Raw genomic sequence first — 19,301 nt, 5'->3', positions numbered from 1 at the left:
AGTCGGCGACCCGGCTCAGGCAGGCTCGCCGACGCGCCCGAGCGCGTCGAGCACGAGGTCCCAGAATCGGGCGTGGTCGAGGGTGACCGCGACCTGTGTGCGGCACTCCTCGGGGCCGGGCTCGTCGCCGCGCAGGTCGGCGACGGTCATGCCGGTCGTCAGGCCCCCGTGCAGCTCGACGTCCAGTGGCGCGCGGCGCGTCGTCATGACCGACGGGTCGACGACGTACGCGACCGCGCACGGGTCGTGCACGGGCGGGGAGGGGAAACCCTGCGCGGTGCGGTACGTCGTGCCGTAGAAGTCGAGCAGCTCGCCGACGAATCGGGCCGGGGCGGTGCCGAGCGCGGCGATGCCGTCGCGCACGTCCGCCGTCGCGACGGCCTGGTGCGTGAGGTCGAGACCCACCATCGTCACCGGCCACGCCTCGGTGAGCACGACGTGCGCCGCCTCCGGGTCCGCGAGGACGTTGAACTCCGCGACCGGCGTCCGGTTGCCCACGTGGTACCCGCCGCCCATGAGGACGACCTCGCGGACGCGCGGCACGATCCTCGGCTCCTTGCGCGCCGCCATCGCGACGTTCGTCAGCGGGCCCGTCGGCACGAGCGTGATCTCGCCCGGCTCGGCCGCCAGGACCGTCTCGATGATGAGGTCCACCGCGTGCCGGTCGTCGACGGCGCGCCGCGGGGCGGGCAGCACCGGCCCGTCCATGCCCGAGTCGCCGTGGATGTCCGGCGCGACGATCCGGGGCCGGACGAGCGGACGGTCGCACCCGGCCGCGACCGGGACGTCGATCCCGGCGAGCTCCGCGACCGCGAGCGCGTTCCGCGTCACCTTCTCGAGCGTCTGGTTCCCGGCGACCGTGGTCACCGCGACCAGGTCGACGGCGGGGCTCCCGTGCGCGAGGAGCATCGCGATCGCGTCGTCGTGGCCGGGGTCGCAGTCGAGGACGATCCGGCGGGGCGGGGTCGTGCGGGAGTCAGGGGTCGGCGGGACGGGCTGGGCCGGGACGTGAGCGGACATCGACCCATCCTCGCGCGTCCCCGGGGCCGGGGCGGCCGCCAGGGCGCTTCGCCTCCGGGCGCCCGTGACGGCTAGGCTGTGCTGCGGCCCTGACCCGGGGCCACGCGCCTGTAGCTCAGGGGATAGAGCACCGCTCTCCTAAAGCGGGTGTCGCCAGTTCGAATCTGGCCAGGCGCACCGAGCAGGACAGAGGTCGAACGCCCGTCACCGACCCTGGCAGGTGTGCGCGTGCTGCGGGACGTCGGCCCGGTCGTCATCCGCACCACGCTCTGGTCAGTTGATGATCTCGCCGCGCTCCTCGGTCCGCAGAGCCGCGAGGCGCGCGCGCCAGCTCGCGAGCTCCTCGGGGCTCAGGCGTGGCCACTCGGCGACCTCACGGACCACCCGCAGGGGCGCGCTGCTCCGGTAGGACCGCGTGGGGTTGCCCGGGAACTTCTTGTCGGTGACGTTCGGGTCGTCCTCGAACGGGCCGGTCGGCTCGACCTCGTAGACACGCGGGGCGGCGTCGCGGGCCGCCAGCTCGGCGGCGAGCGCGGCGCCGCCGACGAGCGCGGTGAAGTAGACGTGGTTCATGACGATCTCGGGCCGGTAGTTCGACCGGAACCCCGCGGTCAGCAGATCACCTGCCCGCAGGTCGGCCTTCGTCCCGTGGAAGAACGGTCCCTCGTCCGGCACGTGGTTCACCCGCTCAAGGTAGACAGGCCGGGGGCCCGGTCGTGTGCCTGCGGCGCGACGTCTCGCGGAGCCCGCCTGGGCGGCAGCCTCTGGCCGAGCACTGCTCGGTCAGAGGCGCACCGGCTGCGGGCTTCTTCACGGGCCGGTGCCCCCTGCGGCACCTCGGCCGCAAGGACACCCTAAGAACCGTCTCCCCGTGCTCGCCACCTGTCGGACTTCACGGTTCGGGAGTACGGTCGAAGGGTTGAGTCTGGACCTGGCTCCTCATCCTCTGGAGAAGACGGAGCACCGACATGTCCGTAGACGACCATGCCATCGACCCATCCCTGACCCGCGAGACGGGCCAGAAGATCGGCCAGTACCGCCTCGACCTGAAGACCGGCACCTGGTGGTGGTCGTCGGAGACGTACCGGGTCCACGGGTTCGAGCCGGGCGACGTGGTGCCGACCACCGAGCTCGTCCTGGCGCACAAGCATCCCGACGACCGCGAGCACGTCCGTGCGGTCCTCGACCACGCCGAGGCCACGGGCGAGCCCTTCTCGAGCGTGCACCGCATCATGGACGCCCACGGCGTCGAGCGGTACGTCGTCCTCGTGGGGCAGGGGCGCCGGGACCGCGAGTCGGGTGAGGTCGTCGAGCTGCTGGGCTACTTCGTCGACATCACGACGACGGTCGCGGGGCGCGCGCAGGAGCGTGCGCGCCGGGACATCACCGCGGCGGCCGAGGGTCGTGGCCCGATCGAGCAGGCCAAGGGCATCCTCATCGCCGCGCACGGCGTGAGCGCCGACGAGGCGTTCGCCCGCCTCAAGCAGGTCTCGAACGACAAGAACGTCCGCCTGCGCGAGCTCGCGTCCGTCGTCGTCGACGAGGCGGGACGCGCCGGCGGGGACTGCGCCGAGCGCATCGACGCGATCCTGCGGTAGGCGCCGCAGACGGTAGAGCCCCGCACTCCCGGACGGGACTGCGGGGCTCTCGCGCGTGCGGACGCGGTCGGGTCGCCCCCGGTCCGGCTAGGCCGACGCGGGCGTCGGGGCGGGCGCGCTACCGGGCGTCGACGGCGTCGGCGCGGTCCCGGTGCTCCCGTCGCCCGTGCCGGTCTCCGCCTCGGACTCGGTACCGCCGCCGGTGCCCCCGGCCCCCTCGCCCGGGCCCGTCGAGGGCGTCGGGGCGGGTTCCTCCGGCGTCGTCGGGTCGGGGGTGGGGTCCACGGTCGGCTCCGGGGTGGGCGTGGGCGTGCTGGACGGCTCGTCGGACGGCGTCGTCGACGGCGAGGGGCTCGGGCCCGGCGTCGGCACGGTCGCGGGGCCCTGCGAGGGCGTGCTGGGCGCCGGCGTCGTCGGGTCCTCGGTGCTCGGGGTCCGCTGGTGGCTGATCGTCGTGCCCGACCCCTCGACGCCGCGGACGGCGTCCGCGAGGGGCTTGCCGAGGACGAGCTCGACGACGAGGACCACGCCCATCACGGCGACGAACAGCGCGAGCGCCGTCACGGTGAGCACGCGGCCGCGCCCGTACCGGTCGATGAGCCGCAGCCAGCGGTTCTGCCCACCCTCGGAGTCGTCCGTCCCGGCCGCCCCGGCCGCCTCGCCGTCGGCCCCTGCCGAGCCGACCGCGGTGGCCACCGCCGTCTCGACGCTGTCCGCCCGCGCGTCGGGCTCGACGGCCCCGCGAGGCACCGACGCGACCGCCGTGGTGGTGCGGGTACGGGTGGTGCCCGTGCCTGCGGTGGCCTGCACGACCTTGCCGACGACGGGCACGAGCTGCTCGCGCGTCTTCTGGATCGAGCGCGTGTAGACGTAGTTCGCGACGACGGTCAGCGCGCTGGCGATGCCGGCGCCGATGATCGTCCCGGCGGTCCCGAAGTAGGACAGGAGCACGGTGGTGCTCACCGCGGCGAGGGCGCTGGCGATGACCTGGGTGAGCGAGAGGCGGGCCGGGGCCTCGCGCTCCTTCTCGGGAGCCGGCTCCGCGGTGGTGCGTCCCGCGGGGTGTCCGGCGTCGGGGCCGGGCTCGTCGCGCGGGACGCGCGGGGCGTCGCGGTCGAGGCGGGGGTTCTCGGAGGGCGTGGTCACGTGGTGCTGGTTTCCGGTCGTCGGCGGGCTGGTCCGCCCGCCGCCACCGGCCGTGACGGCCGCGCGCCAGGGACCGGCGTCGGGCCACGGGCGTCCTTCCACGGTAGGACGTCCGTGTGGACCTCGCTCACGGGGGCCGTGCCCGGCCCTCAGAGGAACCGGGAAGATCCTGTGACGCCGCCGGTCAGGTCGTCGGACGCCGCACCCGCCGGGCCCCAGAGCGCCCCTGGTACGCCGGACGGCGGGGAGGGTCGTATCCTGCCGGGAGTCGTCGTGATCGTGCGGCGGCCGCCGAGCAGGGCGCCGTGTGATGCGCGCCACACGGTGCGACGGCGGGCCGGCGGCCTGAGACCCGCGGAATGCCGCGCCTTCTGGTGGACGCCCGTCCAGGTCGTTCTCAGGCGTTTGTGCGGCTCGCCGGGTGGTCGTGCGTCCAGCCCCCGAGCCGTGTTGACGCCTGGGCCGCGCGCCGTGCAAGATAGTTCTCGACAGCGCGCATCGCCTGCCCCCTGCGCGGTGCGCGCTGTTTCATGCTTCTCCGGGAGAACATCTCGGAATCGCTCGGAAACGACGGCCTCGGAACACGAATTCTCGTGATCCGGGGCCGTTCGTCGTTTTTGCTGCGGCACGCGCCCGGGCGTGGTCGCGACCCGGCGCCGTGCGGCGCAGCGGGTCGCGTCCTCCCCGGCGCGCCGCGTCGAGCGGCGCGAGGCGGACGGTTAGCGTCGGAGGGTGAATGCCGCAGCCCGCACCAGCTCAGCCGCCCGGAGCGTGGCCGATCCTGCTCGGCTGCCCTCGACCCCTCCCGGCGGGACCGACCGGCCCGACGCCGAGGCCGCCGACGTGATGCCGTCGCGCCCCGTGCTCGTGCCCGAGCCCACGACGTCCGACCTCGTCGAGGAGGCGGTCGCCCGCTGGCGCGCCGGGCTCGTCGAGCTCGCCGGGGGGTCGTCGCTCGCCGACGTCTCCCTCCTCGGCGACGCCGTCGTCGACCTCACCGCCGCGCACCCCTCGGGCGTCGCGCAGCTCTTCGCGGGACGGCCGACCCGGTTGTCGAACCTCTTCCGCGAGGGCGGCTCCCTGCCCGCCGCCCGCCGCCGGGCGCGCGCCGTCGTGGTGCGGGCCGCCGAGCACGCGCAGCGCTACGGCGTCGCTCCGACGTACCTCGCCATCGGCGTCGCGACCTGGACCCAGAGCCCGACGGCGCCTCTCGCCGAGGACGACGTCGCCGCGCTCGCCCGCGTCGCCGGTCGTGCGCCCACGGTGGTGCCCGGCGACGGGGACGCGAGCGCCCTGACGGACCCGGAGCCCGCGGCGGCGGCACCCGACGCCGAGGACACCCAGCTCGCGCACCCCGGCGACCGGTCCGACGGCGTGGTGGGCCCCGAGGAGGAGCCCGCGCCCCGGACGGTGCGCGCGCCCGTCCTGCTGCGCCCCCTCACCGTCACGCCCCGCGGCGACGGCGAGACGGACTACGAGCTGACGCTCGAGCCCACCGCCGAGATCAACCCGCTCCTCGCGCGCACGCTCCGTGCGCACGGAGCGCTGCTCGACCCCGTGACCCTGGCGCGGTCCACGTTCACCGGCGCGGGCTTCGACCCGGGCGACGCGACCCGGCGGATCGCGGCCCTGGGGCAGGCGGTCCTCGACGACTTCGACCTCACCCACCGGGTCCTCGTCGGCACGTTCGTGCACCCGGGCCAGGTGCTGGTCGACGACCTCGACGAGCTCGCGCCCGCGCTCGAGCGGCACGAGGTCGTCGCGGCGCTCGCCGGGGACGAGCGGTCCGCCGCCGCGCTGCGGGCCGACCTCCCGGCGCCGCGCGTCGGCGACGCCGACCCCGTGCTCGAGCGCGGCGCGGGCGACCTCGACCCGTCCCAGCGGCACGTCGTCGACGTCCTCGCGAGCGGCTCGCACCTGTTCGTCGACGCCCCCACCGGGTCCGACGTCGCGGGCACGCTCGCCGCCGTCGTCGCCGAGGCCGCGGCGTCGGGCCGCCACGTCCTCTACGTGCCGGGCCACCGTCGCGCCGCCGACGCGCTCCTCGCCCGCCTCGACGCGCTGGGCCTCGACGGGCTCGCGCTCGACGTCGCCCCCGAGCCGACGTGGCGGGAGACCGCCTCGCACCGGCTGCTCGCCGCGATGGCGACCGAGCCGGAGCCGGTCGAGGACGACGACCTCGTGCGCACGCGCGACGCCCTGCTCGGTGCACGCGCCCGGCTCGCGGGGTACATCGAGGCGCTGCACCTCGTGCGCGACCCGTGGGGCGTGTCGGCGTACGACGCGCTCCAGGCCCTCGCGCGGCTCACCGCCGAGCGCCCGGCGCCGGACACGCGGGTGCGGCTCACGACCGAGGTCGTGCTCGCCGTCGGGCCGCAGCGCGAGCGGGTCGCCGCCGAGCTGCGCGAGGCCGCGATGCTCGGCGCCTTCACCGCCCGCGCGACGTCGACCCCTTGGTACGGCGCGGCGCTCACCACGCCGCAGGAGGCGCACGACGCCCTCGTGCGCGTGGAGCGGCTGCGCGCCCACACGCTGCCGCAGCTGCGCGCGCAGGTCGAGCAGGTCGCGGAGCGCACCGGGCTCACGACCGCGACGACGCTCCGCCAGTGGGGCGACCAGCTCACCATGCTCGGCGGGATGCGGGGCACGCTCGACGTGTTCCAGCCGCTCATCTTCGAGCGCACCGCGCAGGACATGGTGGAGGCCACCGCGACGAAGCAGTGGCGCGAGCAGCACGGGATCGAGATGGGCTGGTTCGCGCGTCGCCGGCTGCGCCGTCAGGCACGCGACATGGTGCGGCCGGGCGTCCGCGTGCCCGACCTGCACGCCGCGCTCGTCGAGGTCCAGGCGCAGCGCGCCGTCTGGCAGGAGCAGTGCCCCCGTGGCGGCTGGCCCGTGCTGCCCGAGGGGCTGTCGGCCATCGAGGACACGCACGAGGCCGTCCGGATCGACGCCGAGGAGCTGGAGCCGGTGCTCGCGGGCACGCCTGCGGGCGGCGGGCTGCTCGACACGCCGCTCGACGCGCTCGCCGCCCGCCTCGACGCGCTCGCGGAGGACGCCGCCGCGCTCGACGCGCTCCCGGCGCGGACCGCGATCCAGCACCGGCTCACCGACCTCGGCCTCGGCGAGCTCCTCACCGACCTCGCGGCGCGCCGCGTCGAGCCCGACGAGGTGGGCCCCGAGCTGGAGCTCGCCTGGTGGAGCTCGGTGTTCGAGCAGATCCTCGCGCAGGACCAGGCGCTCGCCGGGCAGGACGGCGCGGGCCTCGACGCGCTCGCGCGCCGGTTCCGCGAGCTCGACCGCGCGCACGTCGCGTCCCTCGCGGCGCCCGTCCGGGCGGCGGTCCGCGACCACCTCGGGACCGCGATGCGCGAGCACCGTGACGAGGCGGAGGCCCTCTTCACCGAGCTGCTCGAAGGGCGGCTCGTGAGCCTGCGCGAGACGGCGGAGCAGCACCCGGCCGTGCTGCGCCGGCTGCGCCCCGTGCTCGTCGCCACGCCGACGCTCGTCCCGCACCTCGTGCCGGCGACCCGCACCGTCGACCTCGTGGTGCTCGACGCGATCGAGCACACGCCCGTCGAGCTCGTGCTGTCGGCGCTCGCGCGCGGGCGCCAGGTCGTCGCCGTCGGCGACCCGCGGGCGGCGTCCACGGACACCGTGCGCGAGCTCGCCGAGCTCCTGCCCACGGTCGCGCTGCTCGCCGACGGCTCGCGACGCGACCCGTTCGTCACCACGTTCCTCGCCGAGCACGGCTACGCGGGCGTCCTGCGCCCGTCGCCGCTGCCGCGCGCGGAGGTCCTCGTCCAGCTCGACGTCGTCGACGGCGCCGGGATGCCCGACACGGCGTCCGGCGCGGTCGAGAGCACGCAGGCCGAGGTCGACCGCGTCGTCGAGGTCGCGATCGAGCACGCGCTCACCCGGCCGGACGAGTCCCTCGCGATCGTCACCGTCACGCCCCTGCACGCCGACCGCATCCGCGACGCGCTCCTCGTCGAGGTCCGGCAGAACCCGGCGCTCGCCGGGTTCTTCTCCGGCGCCCGCGCGGAGCCGGTCGTCGTCGCGGACGTCTCCGGCGTCGCCGGGCTCGTGCGCGACACGATCGTGCTGTCCGTCGGCTTCGGGAAGACCCCGCACGGCCGCGTGCTGCACCGGTTCGGCATCCTCAACACCCCGGGCGCCGAGGCCATGCTGCTCGACGCCGTCGGGGCGACACGCCGGCGTCTCCACGTCGTCTCGTGCTTCACGGCGGGCGACCTCGACCCGGAGCGACTGCGCGGCGCGGGCGCCCGGCTGCTCGCCGAGGTGCTCGACCTGGCCGAGCAGCGCAGCGGCGCCGCCGACCAGGTCACGCTGGGCAACGGCGTCGACCTCGGCGGCAGCCCCGACCGGCTCGTCCTGGACCTCGCCGAGCGGCTCTGGCGCGCGGGGCTCGTCGTCGAGACCGACTACGGCATCGGCGACGGCGACCGCATCCCGCTCGTCGTCGGCCACCCGGACCTGCCCGGCGAGCTCCTCGTCGCCGTCCTCACCGACGACGCGGCCTACGTCGCCGAGCGCAGCGTCCGCGTGCGCGACCGGCAGGTCGCCGAGCGGCTCGAGCGCATCGGCTGGACGGTCGCGCAGGTCTGGTCCGCCGCCGCGTTCCTCGACCCCGCCAAGGAGGCCGAGCGCATCCGGCGGGTCGTGCAGGCCGTGCGCGACGCGCGGCTCCCGGAGACGGGCGGCGTCGCGCAGACGGGCGGGGGCGACCGGATCGTCGTCGTGCCGGTGATCGACGACGACGAGCAGCACGGCGACGAGGACCTGTAACCCCGCCGGTGGGACCATGGGACGCGTGAGCACGACCGCCGACCCGAGCCCCAACCCGTCGCACCTACCCGACGACGGGCGCGACCGTCCCGAGCCCGAGGCCGGGCGCCGTCGGCGTCCGCGGCGGGCCGTGCGGCGGGGGACCGAGAGCACGGTGGTGCCCGGCACGAGCGCCGACGAGCGGGCCGAGGGCTGGGGCGACGAGTCAGCCCCCCGCCGCGGCGTGCCGGGCGAGAACGACGACCGCCTGCTGGGCGACGTGCCGCCCCACTACGGGCGCCACTGACGGCTCGCCGGGCGACCGGCTGAGCGGCGTCAGAGGTGCCGCGGGGGCGTCGGCCCGCCGGGCGTCGTCCCGCCGGGCGCCGCGCCGGGGCCGCTGCCGGCCTGGGCGGCGAGAAGGTCGCGGATCTCCTGGAGCACGCGCACGTCCTCGGCAGGTGCCTCGGGCTCGGGCTCCTCGTCCTTCTTGCGGCGCTCCGCGAGCTTGTTCATCGGCAGGACGATGACGAAGTAGAGGGCGACGGCGATGATGAGGAACTGGAGGATCGCGTTGAGGACCCCGCCGACGGAGATGACGGAGGGCGGGATGTCCTTCGCCTCGTTCCCCGCGCGCAGCGTGATGTCCCACAGGCCGGTGAGGTCGGGCTTGCCGAAGATCGCCCCGATGAGGGGGTTGATGAAGTCCTCGACGATCGCCGTGACGACCCCGGAGAACGCGGCCCCGATGACGACGCCGACCGCCAGGTCGATCGCGTTGCCGCGGAGCACGAACTCCTTGAACCCTTGGAACACGCCCTTCATGTGCTGCTTCCCTCTCCTGTCGACGGGCACGCGTGGCGGCGGCGCCACGACACGTGCACGCGTGATCCTGCCAACGGGCGCGGCGACCGGCAACGGCTTCGCCCGGCGGGTCGGCGGTCTCACGGAGTCGTCACGGGACCAGGACGGCCGTGACCGGGGCGTGCCCGGACCGCGCCGCCAGCCGGACGGCCTCCTCGGGGCGCACCGCGACGAGGGTCACGACGTCGGAGCCTGACCCACCGGTGCCGAGCAGGCCGCCGCCGTCGTCGGGCTCGGGTGCCGGCACGACGACCGCGGCGCGGGCCAGGTACGGGTCGTCCGGGGGAGCGGACCCCGTCTCCGCGGGTTCCGTGGGTGCCGGGGCGAGCGCGGGGTCGCCCGCGGCCAGCAGGTCGACGCGGTCGCCCGGCTCGAGGAGCGCGGCGACGCCCGGGTCGAGCCGGACGGGGGCGACCACGGTCCCGTCGGGCGCCCCGGCGGCGAGCTCTCCTCCGCCGACGAGGCCGTCCTGGAGGAGCGTGCCCTCCGGCAGGGCGACGGTCGCGCGGCGTCCGACGACGTCGTCGGCCCGGGCCGGTGCCCCGGCGGGCAGGAGGGAGGCCGGGACGTGGTCCACCCGCACGTCGGGTGCCGCGAGCGTGGTGCCGGGCGGCACGGCGCGGGCCGTCACGACGGCGGGAGCCGTCGGCGGGGGTGGGGGCCGCAGCGCACCGACGACGACCGACGCGGCGAGCCCGCAGCACAGCGCGGCGACCACGAACCGGGACCGCCACCACAGGCCGTGCAGCAGCCGCCGTCGGGCGGCGGCGCGGCCGGGGTGGGCTGACGGGTCGGGCGGGCGGGAGGAGCGAGGCATGGCGCGACCGTAGCCGCGCGCGGCGAGCCGGTGGCCGCGGTGCGCGGCGGTCTGTGGACGACGCGGCACGCGGGCCGCGCACCGTGAGCCGACCGACCCGCTGTGGTCGGCCGCGCACCGGTGCGGTGCCACGACGGAGCCCGGGCGCGTCAGGGGAGAGCGACCCGACGGCGCCGCGTCAGGTCAGGACGACGCGGCAGAGCTGCTCGACGCGCCGCCCGAGCCCGTGCCGCCCGACGACGAGGACGACCCCGCCGACGACGACGAGGACGAGGACGTGCTGGACGTCGAGGCGGCGGGCGCCGTCGACGTCTTCCCGCCGGACCGCGAGTCCGTGCGGTAGAAGCCGGAACCCTTGAACGTCACGCCCACGGAGGAGAACACCTTGCGCAGGCGGCCCGAGCACTCGGGGCACACCGTGAGGGCGTCGTCGCTGAACGACTGGTGGATGTCGAAGGCGTGACCGCAGGCGGTGCAGGTGTAGGCGTAGGTGGGCACGGGTTCTCCTCGTTCACGAGACGGCCGTCGAGGCGGCCACCGGCGGGTCGGGATCGGGACGGTCTCGGCCTGGTCGACGGTGTCAACACCGCCTGGCACTCGAAACTTCCGAGTGCTAATCATACGCGGACCGGCGCCCGGGCAGGGCCGGGGTAGTCTCGCATCCGTGTCTGCGCACGAACCCGCCGAGGCCCCCGCCGGTGACCCCGCCACCGGTGCCGACCCCGCGACCCCGGGCGAGGCCGCGGCCCCGCCGCGGCGTCGTCGCCGGTCCGCGCGCCGGCGCGTCCTGATCGGCGTGGCGGCGCTGCTCGTCGTCGCGCTCGTCGCGGGTGCCGCGTTCGTCGTGGTCACCGTCCGGCGCCCGCTCCCGCAGGCGTCCGGCGAGATCTCCGTGCCCGGCCTCGGCAGCGAGGTGACCGTGCTGCGCGACGCCCAGGGTGTGCCGCAGATCTACGCCGACACCCCCGAGGACCTCTTCCGCGCCCAGGGCTACGTCCAGGCGCAGGACCGCTTCTTCGAGATGGACTACCGCCGGCACGTCACGTCGGGGCGGCTCGCCGAGCTCGTCGGCGACAACCCGGACGCCATCGCCGCCGACACCGTGACGCGCACGTTCGGCTGGCGCCAGGTCGCGGAGGAGGAGTGGGACGTCGTCTCCCCCGAGACGAAGGCGTACCTCCAGGCGTACGCGGAGGGCGTGAACGCCTACCTGGAGGACCGCAGCCCGTCGGAGATCGCGCTCGAGTACACGGTGCTCGGGCTGCAGGTCGACGTCGCCGAGCCCGAGCCCTGGGACCCGGTCGACTCGCTCGCGTGGCTCAAGGCGATGGCCTGGGACCTGCGCGGCAACTACGACGACGAGCTCGACCGCGCGCTGGCCTACGGCACGCTCCAGGACACGGCGCGCGTCGCGGAGCTGTTCCCCGCCTACCCGTCCGAGCTCAACGCGCCGATCCTCGACCCCGGCGAGCTCGAGAACCCGCAGGAGGTCGCCCTCGACCTGGGCCCGCAGGCCCGCGCCGAGTACGGCTCCGACCACCTCCAGGCCGCGCTCGAGGCCGCGGACCGCGCGCTCGGCGCCGTCCCCGTGCTCATCGGGCGCGGCGAGGGCACCGGCTCGAACTCGTGGGTCGTCTCCGGCGAGCACACGGCGTCGGGCAAGCCGATCCTCGCGAACGACCCGCACCTCGCCCTCGGGGCGCCCGGCATCTGGGCGCAGGTGGGGCTGCACTGCAACGAGGTCTCCCCGGCGTGCGGGTTCGACGTCGCGGGCTTCTCGTTCGCCGGCTTCCCCGGCGTCGTCATCGGCCACAACGCCCAGCTCGCCTGGGGCCTGACGAACATGGGCGCCGACGTCACCGACTTCTTCGTCGAGCGCGTGCGCGACGACACGTACCTGCGCGGCGACGAGTGGGTCCCGCTGGAGACCCGCACCGAGACGCTGCGCGTCGCCGGGGGCGACGACATCGAGATCGAGGTCCGCTCGACGCTCCACGGGCCGATCGTCTCCGAGGCGATCCCGGCGACGGACGCGGCCGTCGACACGCCCGCGCTGGACACGCGGCTGGGGGAGTACGCCGTCGCGCTCCAGTGGACCGCGCTCGAGCCGGGCCGCACCGCCGACGCCGTCTTCGCGTTCAACCTCGCGCAGGACGCCGAGGACATGCAGGCGGCCGCCGCGCTCTTCGAGGTGCCGGCCCAGAACATCGTCTTCGCGACCGCGGACGGCCACATCGGCTACCAGGCGCCCGGGAAGATCCCCGTGCGACAGGCGGTCCCCGACGCCGAGGTGCCCTCCGACGGCACGTGGCCGCGCGACGGCTCCGACGAGCGCTACGACTGGCAGGGCTACGTCCCCAGCGAGCAGATGCCGCGCGTCGTGGACCCGGCCGAGGGCTTCATCGTGGCCGCCAACCAGGCCGTGCTGCCGGACGGCGTCGCGCCGTTCCTCACGACCGACTGGGACTACGGGTACCGCTCGCAGCGCATCCGCCAGCTCCTCGAGGCCGAGATCTCGGCCGGGCGCACCGTGGACGTCGACACGATGAACGAGGTCCAGGTCGACGACCGCAGCCCGTACGCCGAGGTGCTCGTGCAGCCCCTGCTCGAGCAGGAGATCGACGACGACTTCGCCGCCGAGGGCCAGCAGCTCCTCGCGGACTGGGACTACCGGACCGACACCGACTCCGCCGCGGCGGCGTACTTCGCGGCCGTGTGGCGGAACCTGCTCCAGCTCACGTTCTGGGACGACCTGCCCGAGTCGGCGCGCCCGGGTGGTGGCAGCCGCTGGCTCGCCGTCGTGCAGAACCTCCTGGAGAACCCGACCGACCCGTTCTGGGACGACCGCCAGACGGTCAGCGTCGTCGAGACGCGCGACGAGGTGCTCACGCAGGCGCTCGTCTCCGCGCGCCTCGACCTCACCGTCGAGCAGAGCAAGCAGCCGTCGGACTGGGCGTGGGGCAAGATCCACGTGCTCGCCCTCAAGCACCCCGTGCTGGGCGGCGAGTCGGTCCCGGGACCGGTGCGGGACTACGTCAACCCCACCCCGGTCGGCATGCCGGGCGGCTCGTCGATCGTCAACGCGACCGCGTGGGACGCCGCGTCCGGGTCCTTCGACGTGACGGCCGGGCCGTCGATGCGCATGGTCGTCGACCTCGGCGACCTCGACCGCTCGACGTGGGTGACCGTCACGGGCACCTCCGGGCACCCGGCGTCGAAGCACTACGCGGACCAGCTGAAGACGTGGTCCCGCGGCGAGACGTACGCGTGGCCGTTCTCCACCGAGGCGGTCGCCGAGGCGAGCAAGGACGAGCTCACCCTCGTGCCGTAGCGGAGCCGCCGGCGCGGCCGCCCCGTGCGCGGGCGCGGTGGCGGACGGCGCGGCCCGCTACGGCAGCCAGCGCCAGCCCAGGGGCGTCGCGACGGCGTCGACCGTGCGGTCGTGCGGCTCGACCGGCAGCGGTCGGTCGCTCGCGTCGTAGACCTCCTCCGGGAACACGACGGCCACGACCTTGGTGCCGGGACGCACGTGCTCGAGCGCGCGGTCGTACCACCCGCCGCCCTGACCGAGCCGGACGCCGCGCGAGTCGACGGCGAGCGCGGGGGCGACGACGACGTCGGCCTCGGCGATCGCCTCCGGGCCCAGGGTCGGGGTGCCGGGCTCGGGAGGTCGCCCGGGTGCGCGGACCTGGAGGTCGGCGGGGCCGTCGTAGACGGCCCAGTCCCGCTGGAGCCCCGCGCCGAGCACGGGCAGCAGCAGGCGGACGCCGCGCGCGGCGAGACGCTCGAGCATCGCCGACGTGCCCGGCTCGCCCGGACGCGCGGCGTAGGTCGCGACGCACGTGGCGGCGGCGACCTCGGGGATGGTCTCGACGACGTCGGCGATGGCGGCGTCCGCTTCCTTGCGGAGCCGCTCGGACCGCGCCTGGCGGTGGGTGCGGATGGCCTTGCGGAGGATCTCCTTCGCGTCCTCGGCTTCGATGCTTCCGTGCAGGGGGTATGGCTGGACCGGGCCACTCATGTCCCTATTGTCACCCGGCGCGCGCCTCCGCGCCGACGCCGCGCGGGTGACCTTCGGCCCCGGACGCCCGGAGCGGGTTCCGTGCACGCGTCCGGGGTGCCTATGATCGGAGGGAGCCAGTAGTTCGGACTCCTGACAAATGGGTCGCCGTCCGACAGAGGTGCCGACAGTGAGGACGCCATGACCGCGACGACCGCGAACCCCACCGCGACCACCCCGCGAGGGGGCGCCCACCCGAGGACGGGCCGCGCCGCCGTCGTGCTCGCCGCGGGCCACGACGACGCGTCGCGCGAGCTCCTGTCGCGGCCGCTCGGCGACGCGACGGTCGTCGAGCTGGCGGTCGCGAACGTCCGCCGCGTCGTCGACGCGGGCCGCATCGTCGTGGTCGTGTCGCCCGACGACCCGACCGTGCGCGAGCTGCTCGGCGAGGACGTCGTCTACGTGGAGCAGGAGTCACCGCTCGGCACGGGCGACGCGGTCCTCGCCGCGCGAGAGGCGATCGCGTCGGTGCTCGGCCCGGGCGTCGACGAGCCGGTCCTCGTCGCCTACGCGGACACGCCGCTGCTGCGCTCCGAGTCGCTGCTCGGGCTGCTGACGCGCCACACCCTCACGGGCGCGGACCTGTCGCTGCTCTCCGCCGTCGTGGACGACCCGGACGGCTACGGGCGCGTGGTCCGCGCCGGGGGCGAGATCACGGCGATCCTCGAGTCGTCCGAGGTCGCCGACACCGCGCCCGAGCCGCGCACCGAGATCAACGTGGGCGCGTACGTCGCGGCGCCCCGCCTGCTGTTCGGCGAGCTCGAGCGCATGGCGGCCGACGGCGAGCACCGGCTCACCGAGCTCGCGCGCCGCGTCATCGGGGCGGGCAAGCGCATCTCGTCGTACCGCATCGTCGACGTGGACGAGGTCCGCGGCATCAACACCCCGGACGAGCTCGCCCAGGCGGCGGACATCGTCCTCAAGCGCCTGTTCGTGCCGAAGAAGAACACGGACACGAAGATCGTGTTCGGCACCGGCGGCTGGCGCGCGGTCATCGGCGAGGGCTACACGCTCGCCAACGTGCGCCGGCTGTGCCAGGCCATCGCGAACGAGACGATCCGCCGCGGGCTGGACGGGAAGGGCGTCGTCATCGGCGGCGACCGCCGCTTCCTCTCGCGCGAGTCGGCCATCGCCGCGGCCGAGGTCTTCGCGGGCAACAACATCGCGGTGACCCTCCTGCCCGACGACGTCCCGACCCCGCTCGTGACCTTCGCCGCGCCCTACCTCGGGGCGGCCTACGGCATCATCGTCACCTCGAGCCACAACCCGCCCGAGTGGAACGGCATGAAGGTGTTCCGCCAGGACGGCTCGCTCCCGCTCGACGACGAGACGGACCGCTACCAGGACGAGGCGAACGCGCTGTCGGTCGACGACGTCATCACGCTCGACATCGACGTGGCCCGCCGCACGGGCGTCGTCGTCGACCGGTCGCTCACGGACCCGTACGTCGACGCGATCGAGCGGATCATCGACGTCGAGGCCGTGCGCGGCTCGGACCTGCAGGTCGTCGTGGACCCGATGTACGGCACGAGCCAGCTCACGCTCGGCACTATCCTGTCCGACATGCGCGTGCGGTCGGAGTTCATCCACGCGGCGCACAACCCGCTGTTCGGCGGCGTCGCGCCGGCACCGGACCTCCAGCGCCTCAGCACGCTCGTGACGATGATCCAGCAGGGCGGCGGCCGCTACGACCTCGGCATGGCGACGGACGGCGACTCGGACCGCATCGGGATCGTCGACGAGACGGGCGAGTACATCTCGACGAACGACCTGCTCCTCCTCCTGTACTGGTACCTGCACGAGGTCCGCGGGGAGAAGGGCGGCGTGGTGCGCAACCTTGCGACGACGCACCTGCTCGACCGGCTCGCGGAGCACTTCGGCGAGGAGTCGCGCGAGGTCAAGGTCGGGTTCAAGCACGTCACCGCGGGCATGGCGGAGATCGGCGCCGTGCTCGGCGGCGAGTCGTCCGGCGGCCTGACGATCCGCGGCTGGATCCTCGGCAAGGACGGCATCTTCGCGTGCGCCCTCGTGGCCGAGATGCTGGCGCGCACGGGCAAGCGGATCTCCGAGCTGCGCGCGATGCTCTACGAGATCACCGGCCGCCTGTACACGCTCGAGGCGGGCGTGCCGGCCACCCCGGAGATGCGCGTCGAGGTGCCGCGCCGGCTCGAGGCGCAGCCCCTCACGCACGTCGGGCCGTACCCGGTCGTCTCGGTCTCCCACCTCGACGGCACCAAGATCCTCCTCGAGAACGACAACTGGGCGCTCCTGCGGTTCTCCGGGACCGAGCCCGTCCTGCGCATGTTCGTCGAGGCGGACACCCCCGAGAAGGCCGCCGAGCTCCTCGAGTGGCTGCAGGGGTTCGTCACCGCGGGCGTCTGACGCCCGCGCCCCCACCCGGCACCCCGCCGCACCCAGCCCCACCCCAGACAGGAACCAGAGCAACGATGCGCTACGGCCACTTCGACACCGCGCACGACGAGTACGTCGTCGAGCGCCCCGACGTCCCCGTCTCGTGGACGAACTACCTCGGCACCCGGGACATGTGCACGGTCCTGTCGCACCACGGCGGCGGGTACTCGTACTACAAGAGCTCGCAGTACGGGCGCATCTCGCGCTTCCGCCAGAACGGGGTGCCGCTCGACCGCCCCGGTCACTACGTCTACCTGCGCGACGACGCGGACGGCGACTACTGGTCGGTGTCCTGGCAGCCGGTCGGCAAGCCGTTCGTCGGCCCGGACGAGGAGCTCGACCCGGCCGGCGGCGCGGGGCGCTGGACCACGCGCCACGGCCTGAGCTACACGACCTTCCGCTCCGAGTACAAGGGCATCGACGCCGAGCAGACGGTCTTCATCCCGCTCGACGACGACGTCGAGCTGTGGGACGTGCGCGTCACCAACACGACGGACGAGGTGCGCGAGCTCACCGTCGGGTCGTACGTGGAGTTCTCGTTCCACACGATCACGATCGACAACCAGAACCTGCAGATGTCGCTCTACGCGTCCGGCTCCTCGTACGAGGACGGGATCATCGAGTACGACTTCTACTACGAGCCCTGGACGTACCACTACTTCGCGTCGAGCGAGACGCCGTCGTCGTACGACTCGCTGCGCGACAGCTTCATCGGCCCGTACCGCACCGAGAGCAACCCGCTCGCGATCGAGCGGGGCGAGGGCTCGAACGCGAGCGCGACGACGCAGAACCACTGCGGCGCGCTGCTGCACAAGGTGACGCTCGCGCCGGGCGAGACCAAGCGCCTCGTCTTCATGCTCGGCTACGGCTCGCGCGACGCGGCCGGTCGCGCGATCCAGGCGAAGTACTCGGACGTCGCGGCCGTCGACCACGAGCGCGAGCGGCTGCGCGACTACTGGCGCGCCAAGCAGGACAAGCTGCGCATCCGCACGCCCCACGAGGGCATGAACACGATGATCAACGCGTGGACGCTGCTCCAGGCGGAGACGTGCGTCGTGTGGTCGCGGTTCGCGTCGTTCGTCGAGGTGGGCGGGCGCGCCGGGCTCGGCTACCGGGACACGGCGCAGGACGTCATGAGCGTCATCCACTCGAACCCGACGAAGACGCGGCAGCGCATCGTCGAGCTCCTGCGGGCCCAGACGGAGGCCGGCTACGGCCTGCACCTGTTCGACCCCAAGGCGTTCGACCCCGACGCGGAGAAGCTGCCCGACGTCCCGTCGCCGACGATCGTCCCGACGGTCGACCTGAAGGACCTCATCCACGGCCTCGAGGACACGTGCTCCGACGACCACCTGTGGCTCGTGCCGTCGGTCGTGGAGTACGTCAAGGAGACGGGCGACCGCGCGTTCCTCGACCTGGAGATCCCGTTCGCCGAGGGCACGCCCGCGACCGTCTACGACCACCTCGTCCGCGCGCTCGAGTTCTCCGCCGAGCAGGTGGGCCAGAACGGCGTCGCGCTCGGCCTGCGCGCCGACTGGAACGACTGCCTCAACCTCGGCGGCGGCGAGACGTCGCTCGTGACCTTCCTCCACGCGTGGGCGATCGGCGCGTTCCTCGAGGTCGCGGAGCCGCTCGCGGCGGCGGGCGACGAGCGCGCCGAGGCGGACGTCGTCCGGTTCACGGCGGAGCGCGAGCGCATCGCGAAGGTCGCGGACGCGCAGCTCTGGGACGGGCGCTGGTGGATCCGCGGCTACACGCGCGACGGCGTGAAGATCGGCTCGGCGCAGAACGACGAGGGCAAGATCTTCCTCGAGCACCAGGCCTGGCCCGTCATCGCGGGCATCACGAGCCAGGAGCGCGGCGAGGCGTCGATGGACGCGGTGCGCGAGCTCCTCGGCTCCGAGTACGGCAACCACCTCAACTGGCCGGCGTTCACGAAGGTCGACGACACGGTCGGCTTCGTGACGCGCGTGTACCCGGGTATCAAAGAGAACGCCGCGATCTTCTCCCACCCGAACGCGTGGCCGATCATCGCCGAGGCGATCCTGGGCCGCGGCGACGAGGCGGTGCAGTTCTACGACGCGATCCTGCCGTACCACCAGAACGACAACATCGAGGTCCGCGGGGCGGAGCCGTACGCGTACGTCCAGTTCCTCTACGGCCGCGACCACGAGTGGTTCGGCAAGGCGCAGAACCCGTGGCTCACGGGCACGGCCGGCTGGATGTACACCGCCGTGACCAAGTACGTGCTCGGCGTCCGCCTCGCGCTCGACGGCCTGGTCGTCGACCCGTCGATCCCGAAGGACTGGGACGGGTTCGAGGTGCGTCGCGAGTGGCGCGGCGCCGTCTACGACATCGAGGTCCGCAACCCGGACCACGTGTCGAAGGGCGTGCGCTCGGTGACGGTCGACGGCGTCGAGCACGACCCGGCGACCCCGATCCCGGCGCTGCCCGCGGGCACGGAGGCGAAGGTCGTCGTCACGCTGGGCTGAGGACGGGGCTGAGCAGGGGTCTGAGCACGGGGACACCACCGGGTGCCCGCGTCACCGGTCGGTGGCGCGCGGGCGCCCGGTGGTGTCACCCTGTGCACCGAGGG

13 protein-coding genes and 1 tRNA gene are annotated in these 19,301 nt (G+C 74.4%); 7 read left to right on the top strand and 7 right to left on the bottom strand.

Features of this window, described 5'->3' with window-relative positions; all coding sequences use genetic code 11:
* Positions 1-15: 15 nt before the first annotated feature.
* Positions 16-1,020, bottom strand: a complete 1,005-nt coding sequence (locus RSE42_RS15060) for a nucleoside hydrolase (protein WP_081599961.1) — start codon at positions 1,018-1,020, stop codon at positions 16-18.
* 104 nt (positions 1,021-1,124) lie between these two features.
* On the opposite strand from RSE42_RS15060, the gene RSE42_RS15055 reads away from it, so the two are divergent.
* Positions 1,125-1,197, top strand: a tRNA-Arg gene (locus RSE42_RS15055).
* A gap of 96 nt (positions 1,198-1,293) precedes the next feature.
* Here RSE42_RS15055 and arr read toward each other — a convergent pair.
* Complete coding sequence (arr, locus tag RSE42_RS15050; protein WP_034654306.1) at positions 1,294-1,704, bottom strand: NAD(+)--rifampin ADP-ribosyltransferase; 411 nt, start codon at positions 1,702-1,704, stop codon at positions 1,294-1,296.
* Between the two features lie 284 nt (positions 1,705-1,988).
* On the opposite strand from arr, the gene RSE42_RS15045 reads away from it, so the two are divergent.
* Positions 1,989-2,618, top strand: a complete 630-nt coding sequence (locus RSE42_RS15045) for a PAS and ANTAR domain-containing protein (RefSeq protein ID WP_051028106.1) — start codon at positions 1,989-1,991, stop codon at positions 2,616-2,618.
* An 87-nt stretch (positions 2,619-2,705) separates the two neighbouring features.
* Here RSE42_RS15045 and RSE42_RS15040 read toward each other — a convergent pair whose 3' ends face one another.
* Positions 2,706-3,764 carry a hypothetical protein gene (locus tag RSE42_RS15040; RefSeq protein WP_043654257.1) on the bottom strand — a complete coding sequence of 353 codons (1,059 nt, stop codon included), beginning with the start codon at positions 3,762-3,764 and terminating at the stop codon, positions 2,706-2,708.
* A 771-nt stretch (positions 3,765-4,535) separates the two neighbouring features.
* Between RSE42_RS15040 and RSE42_RS15035 the strand changes: the two genes are divergently transcribed.
* Positions 4,536-8,573, top strand: a complete 4,038-nt coding sequence (locus tag RSE42_RS15035) for a hypothetical protein (protein ID WP_415296900.1) — start codon at positions 4,536-4,538, stop codon at positions 8,571-8,573.
* Positions 8,574-8,598: 25 nt separating this feature from the next.
* Entirely contained in the window at positions 8,599-8,859 is a 261-nt protein-coding gene (locus tag RSE42_RS15030) for a hypothetical protein (protein ID WP_144723056.1), read from the top strand.
* A gap of 29 nt (positions 8,860-8,888) precedes the next feature.
* On the opposite strand, the gene mscL is transcribed toward RSE42_RS15030, so the two are convergent.
* From mscL to RSE42_RS15015, 3 genes are all read right to left on the bottom strand, one after another.
* Positions 8,889-9,377 (bottom strand): large conductance mechanosensitive channel protein MscL, encoded by a 489-nt coding sequence (mscL, locus tag RSE42_RS15025; protein ID WP_186325306.1) that lies wholly within the window; start codon positions 9,375-9,377, stop codon positions 8,889-8,891.
* Between the two features lie 130 nt (positions 9,378-9,507).
* Positions 9,508-10,233 carry an SAF domain-containing protein gene (locus RSE42_RS15020; protein WP_085388671.1) on the bottom strand — a complete coding sequence of 242 codons (726 nt, stop codon included), beginning with the start codon at positions 10,231-10,233 and terminating at the stop codon, positions 9,508-9,510.
* Positions 10,234-10,416: 183 nt separating this feature from the next.
* Complete coding sequence (locus RSE42_RS15015) at positions 10,417-10,731, bottom strand: FmdB family zinc ribbon protein (RefSeq protein WP_034654287.1); 315 nt, start codon at positions 10,729-10,731, stop codon at positions 10,417-10,419.
* A gap of 289 nt (positions 10,732-11,020) precedes the next feature.
* Here RSE42_RS15015 and RSE42_RS15010 point away from each other — a divergent pair, with 289 nt between their 5' ends.
* Entirely contained in the window at positions 11,021-13,564 is a 2,544-nt protein-coding gene (locus RSE42_RS15010; protein ID WP_415298907.1) for a penicillin acylase family protein, read from the top strand.
* Positions 13,565-13,621: 57 nt separating this feature from the next.
* Here the strand turns inward: RSE42_RS15010 and RSE42_RS15005 are convergent, their stop codons facing one another.
* On the bottom strand, positions 13,622-14,254 hold the full coding sequence (locus RSE42_RS15005) for a 5-formyltetrahydrofolate cyclo-ligase (RefSeq protein ID WP_034654285.1): 633 nt from the start codon (positions 14,252-14,254) through the stop codon (positions 13,622-13,624).
* A 180-nt stretch (positions 14,255-14,434) separates the two neighbouring features.
* Here RSE42_RS15005 and RSE42_RS15000 point away from each other — a divergent pair, with 180 nt between their 5' ends.
* Together RSE42_RS15000 and RSE42_RS14995 are read left to right on the top strand one after the other, a co-directional pair.
* Positions 14,435-16,675: an NTP transferase domain-containing protein gene (locus tag RSE42_RS15000; protein WP_415296897.1), complete on the top strand. Its 2,241-nt coding sequence runs from the start codon at positions 14,435-14,437 to the stop codon at positions 16,673-16,675.
* Positions 16,676-16,740: 65 nt separating this feature from the next.
* A complete protein-coding gene (locus tag RSE42_RS14995) occupies positions 16,741-19,197 on the top strand; it encodes a GH36-type glycosyl hydrolase domain-containing protein (RefSeq protein ID WP_415296896.1) in 2,457 nt (818 codons plus the stop codon).
* The last annotated feature ends 104 nt before the right edge of the window (positions 19,198-19,301 follow it).

It is taken from the genome of Cellulosimicrobium sp. SJTW-1 (assembly GCF_047716875.1).
GTDB lineage: Bacteria > Actinomycetota > Actinomycetes > Actinomycetales > Cellulomonadaceae > Cellulosimicrobium > Cellulosimicrobium funkei.
Note: the sequence above shows the minus strand (reverse complement) of the source record. Positions and strands in the feature narration are given on the sequence as shown.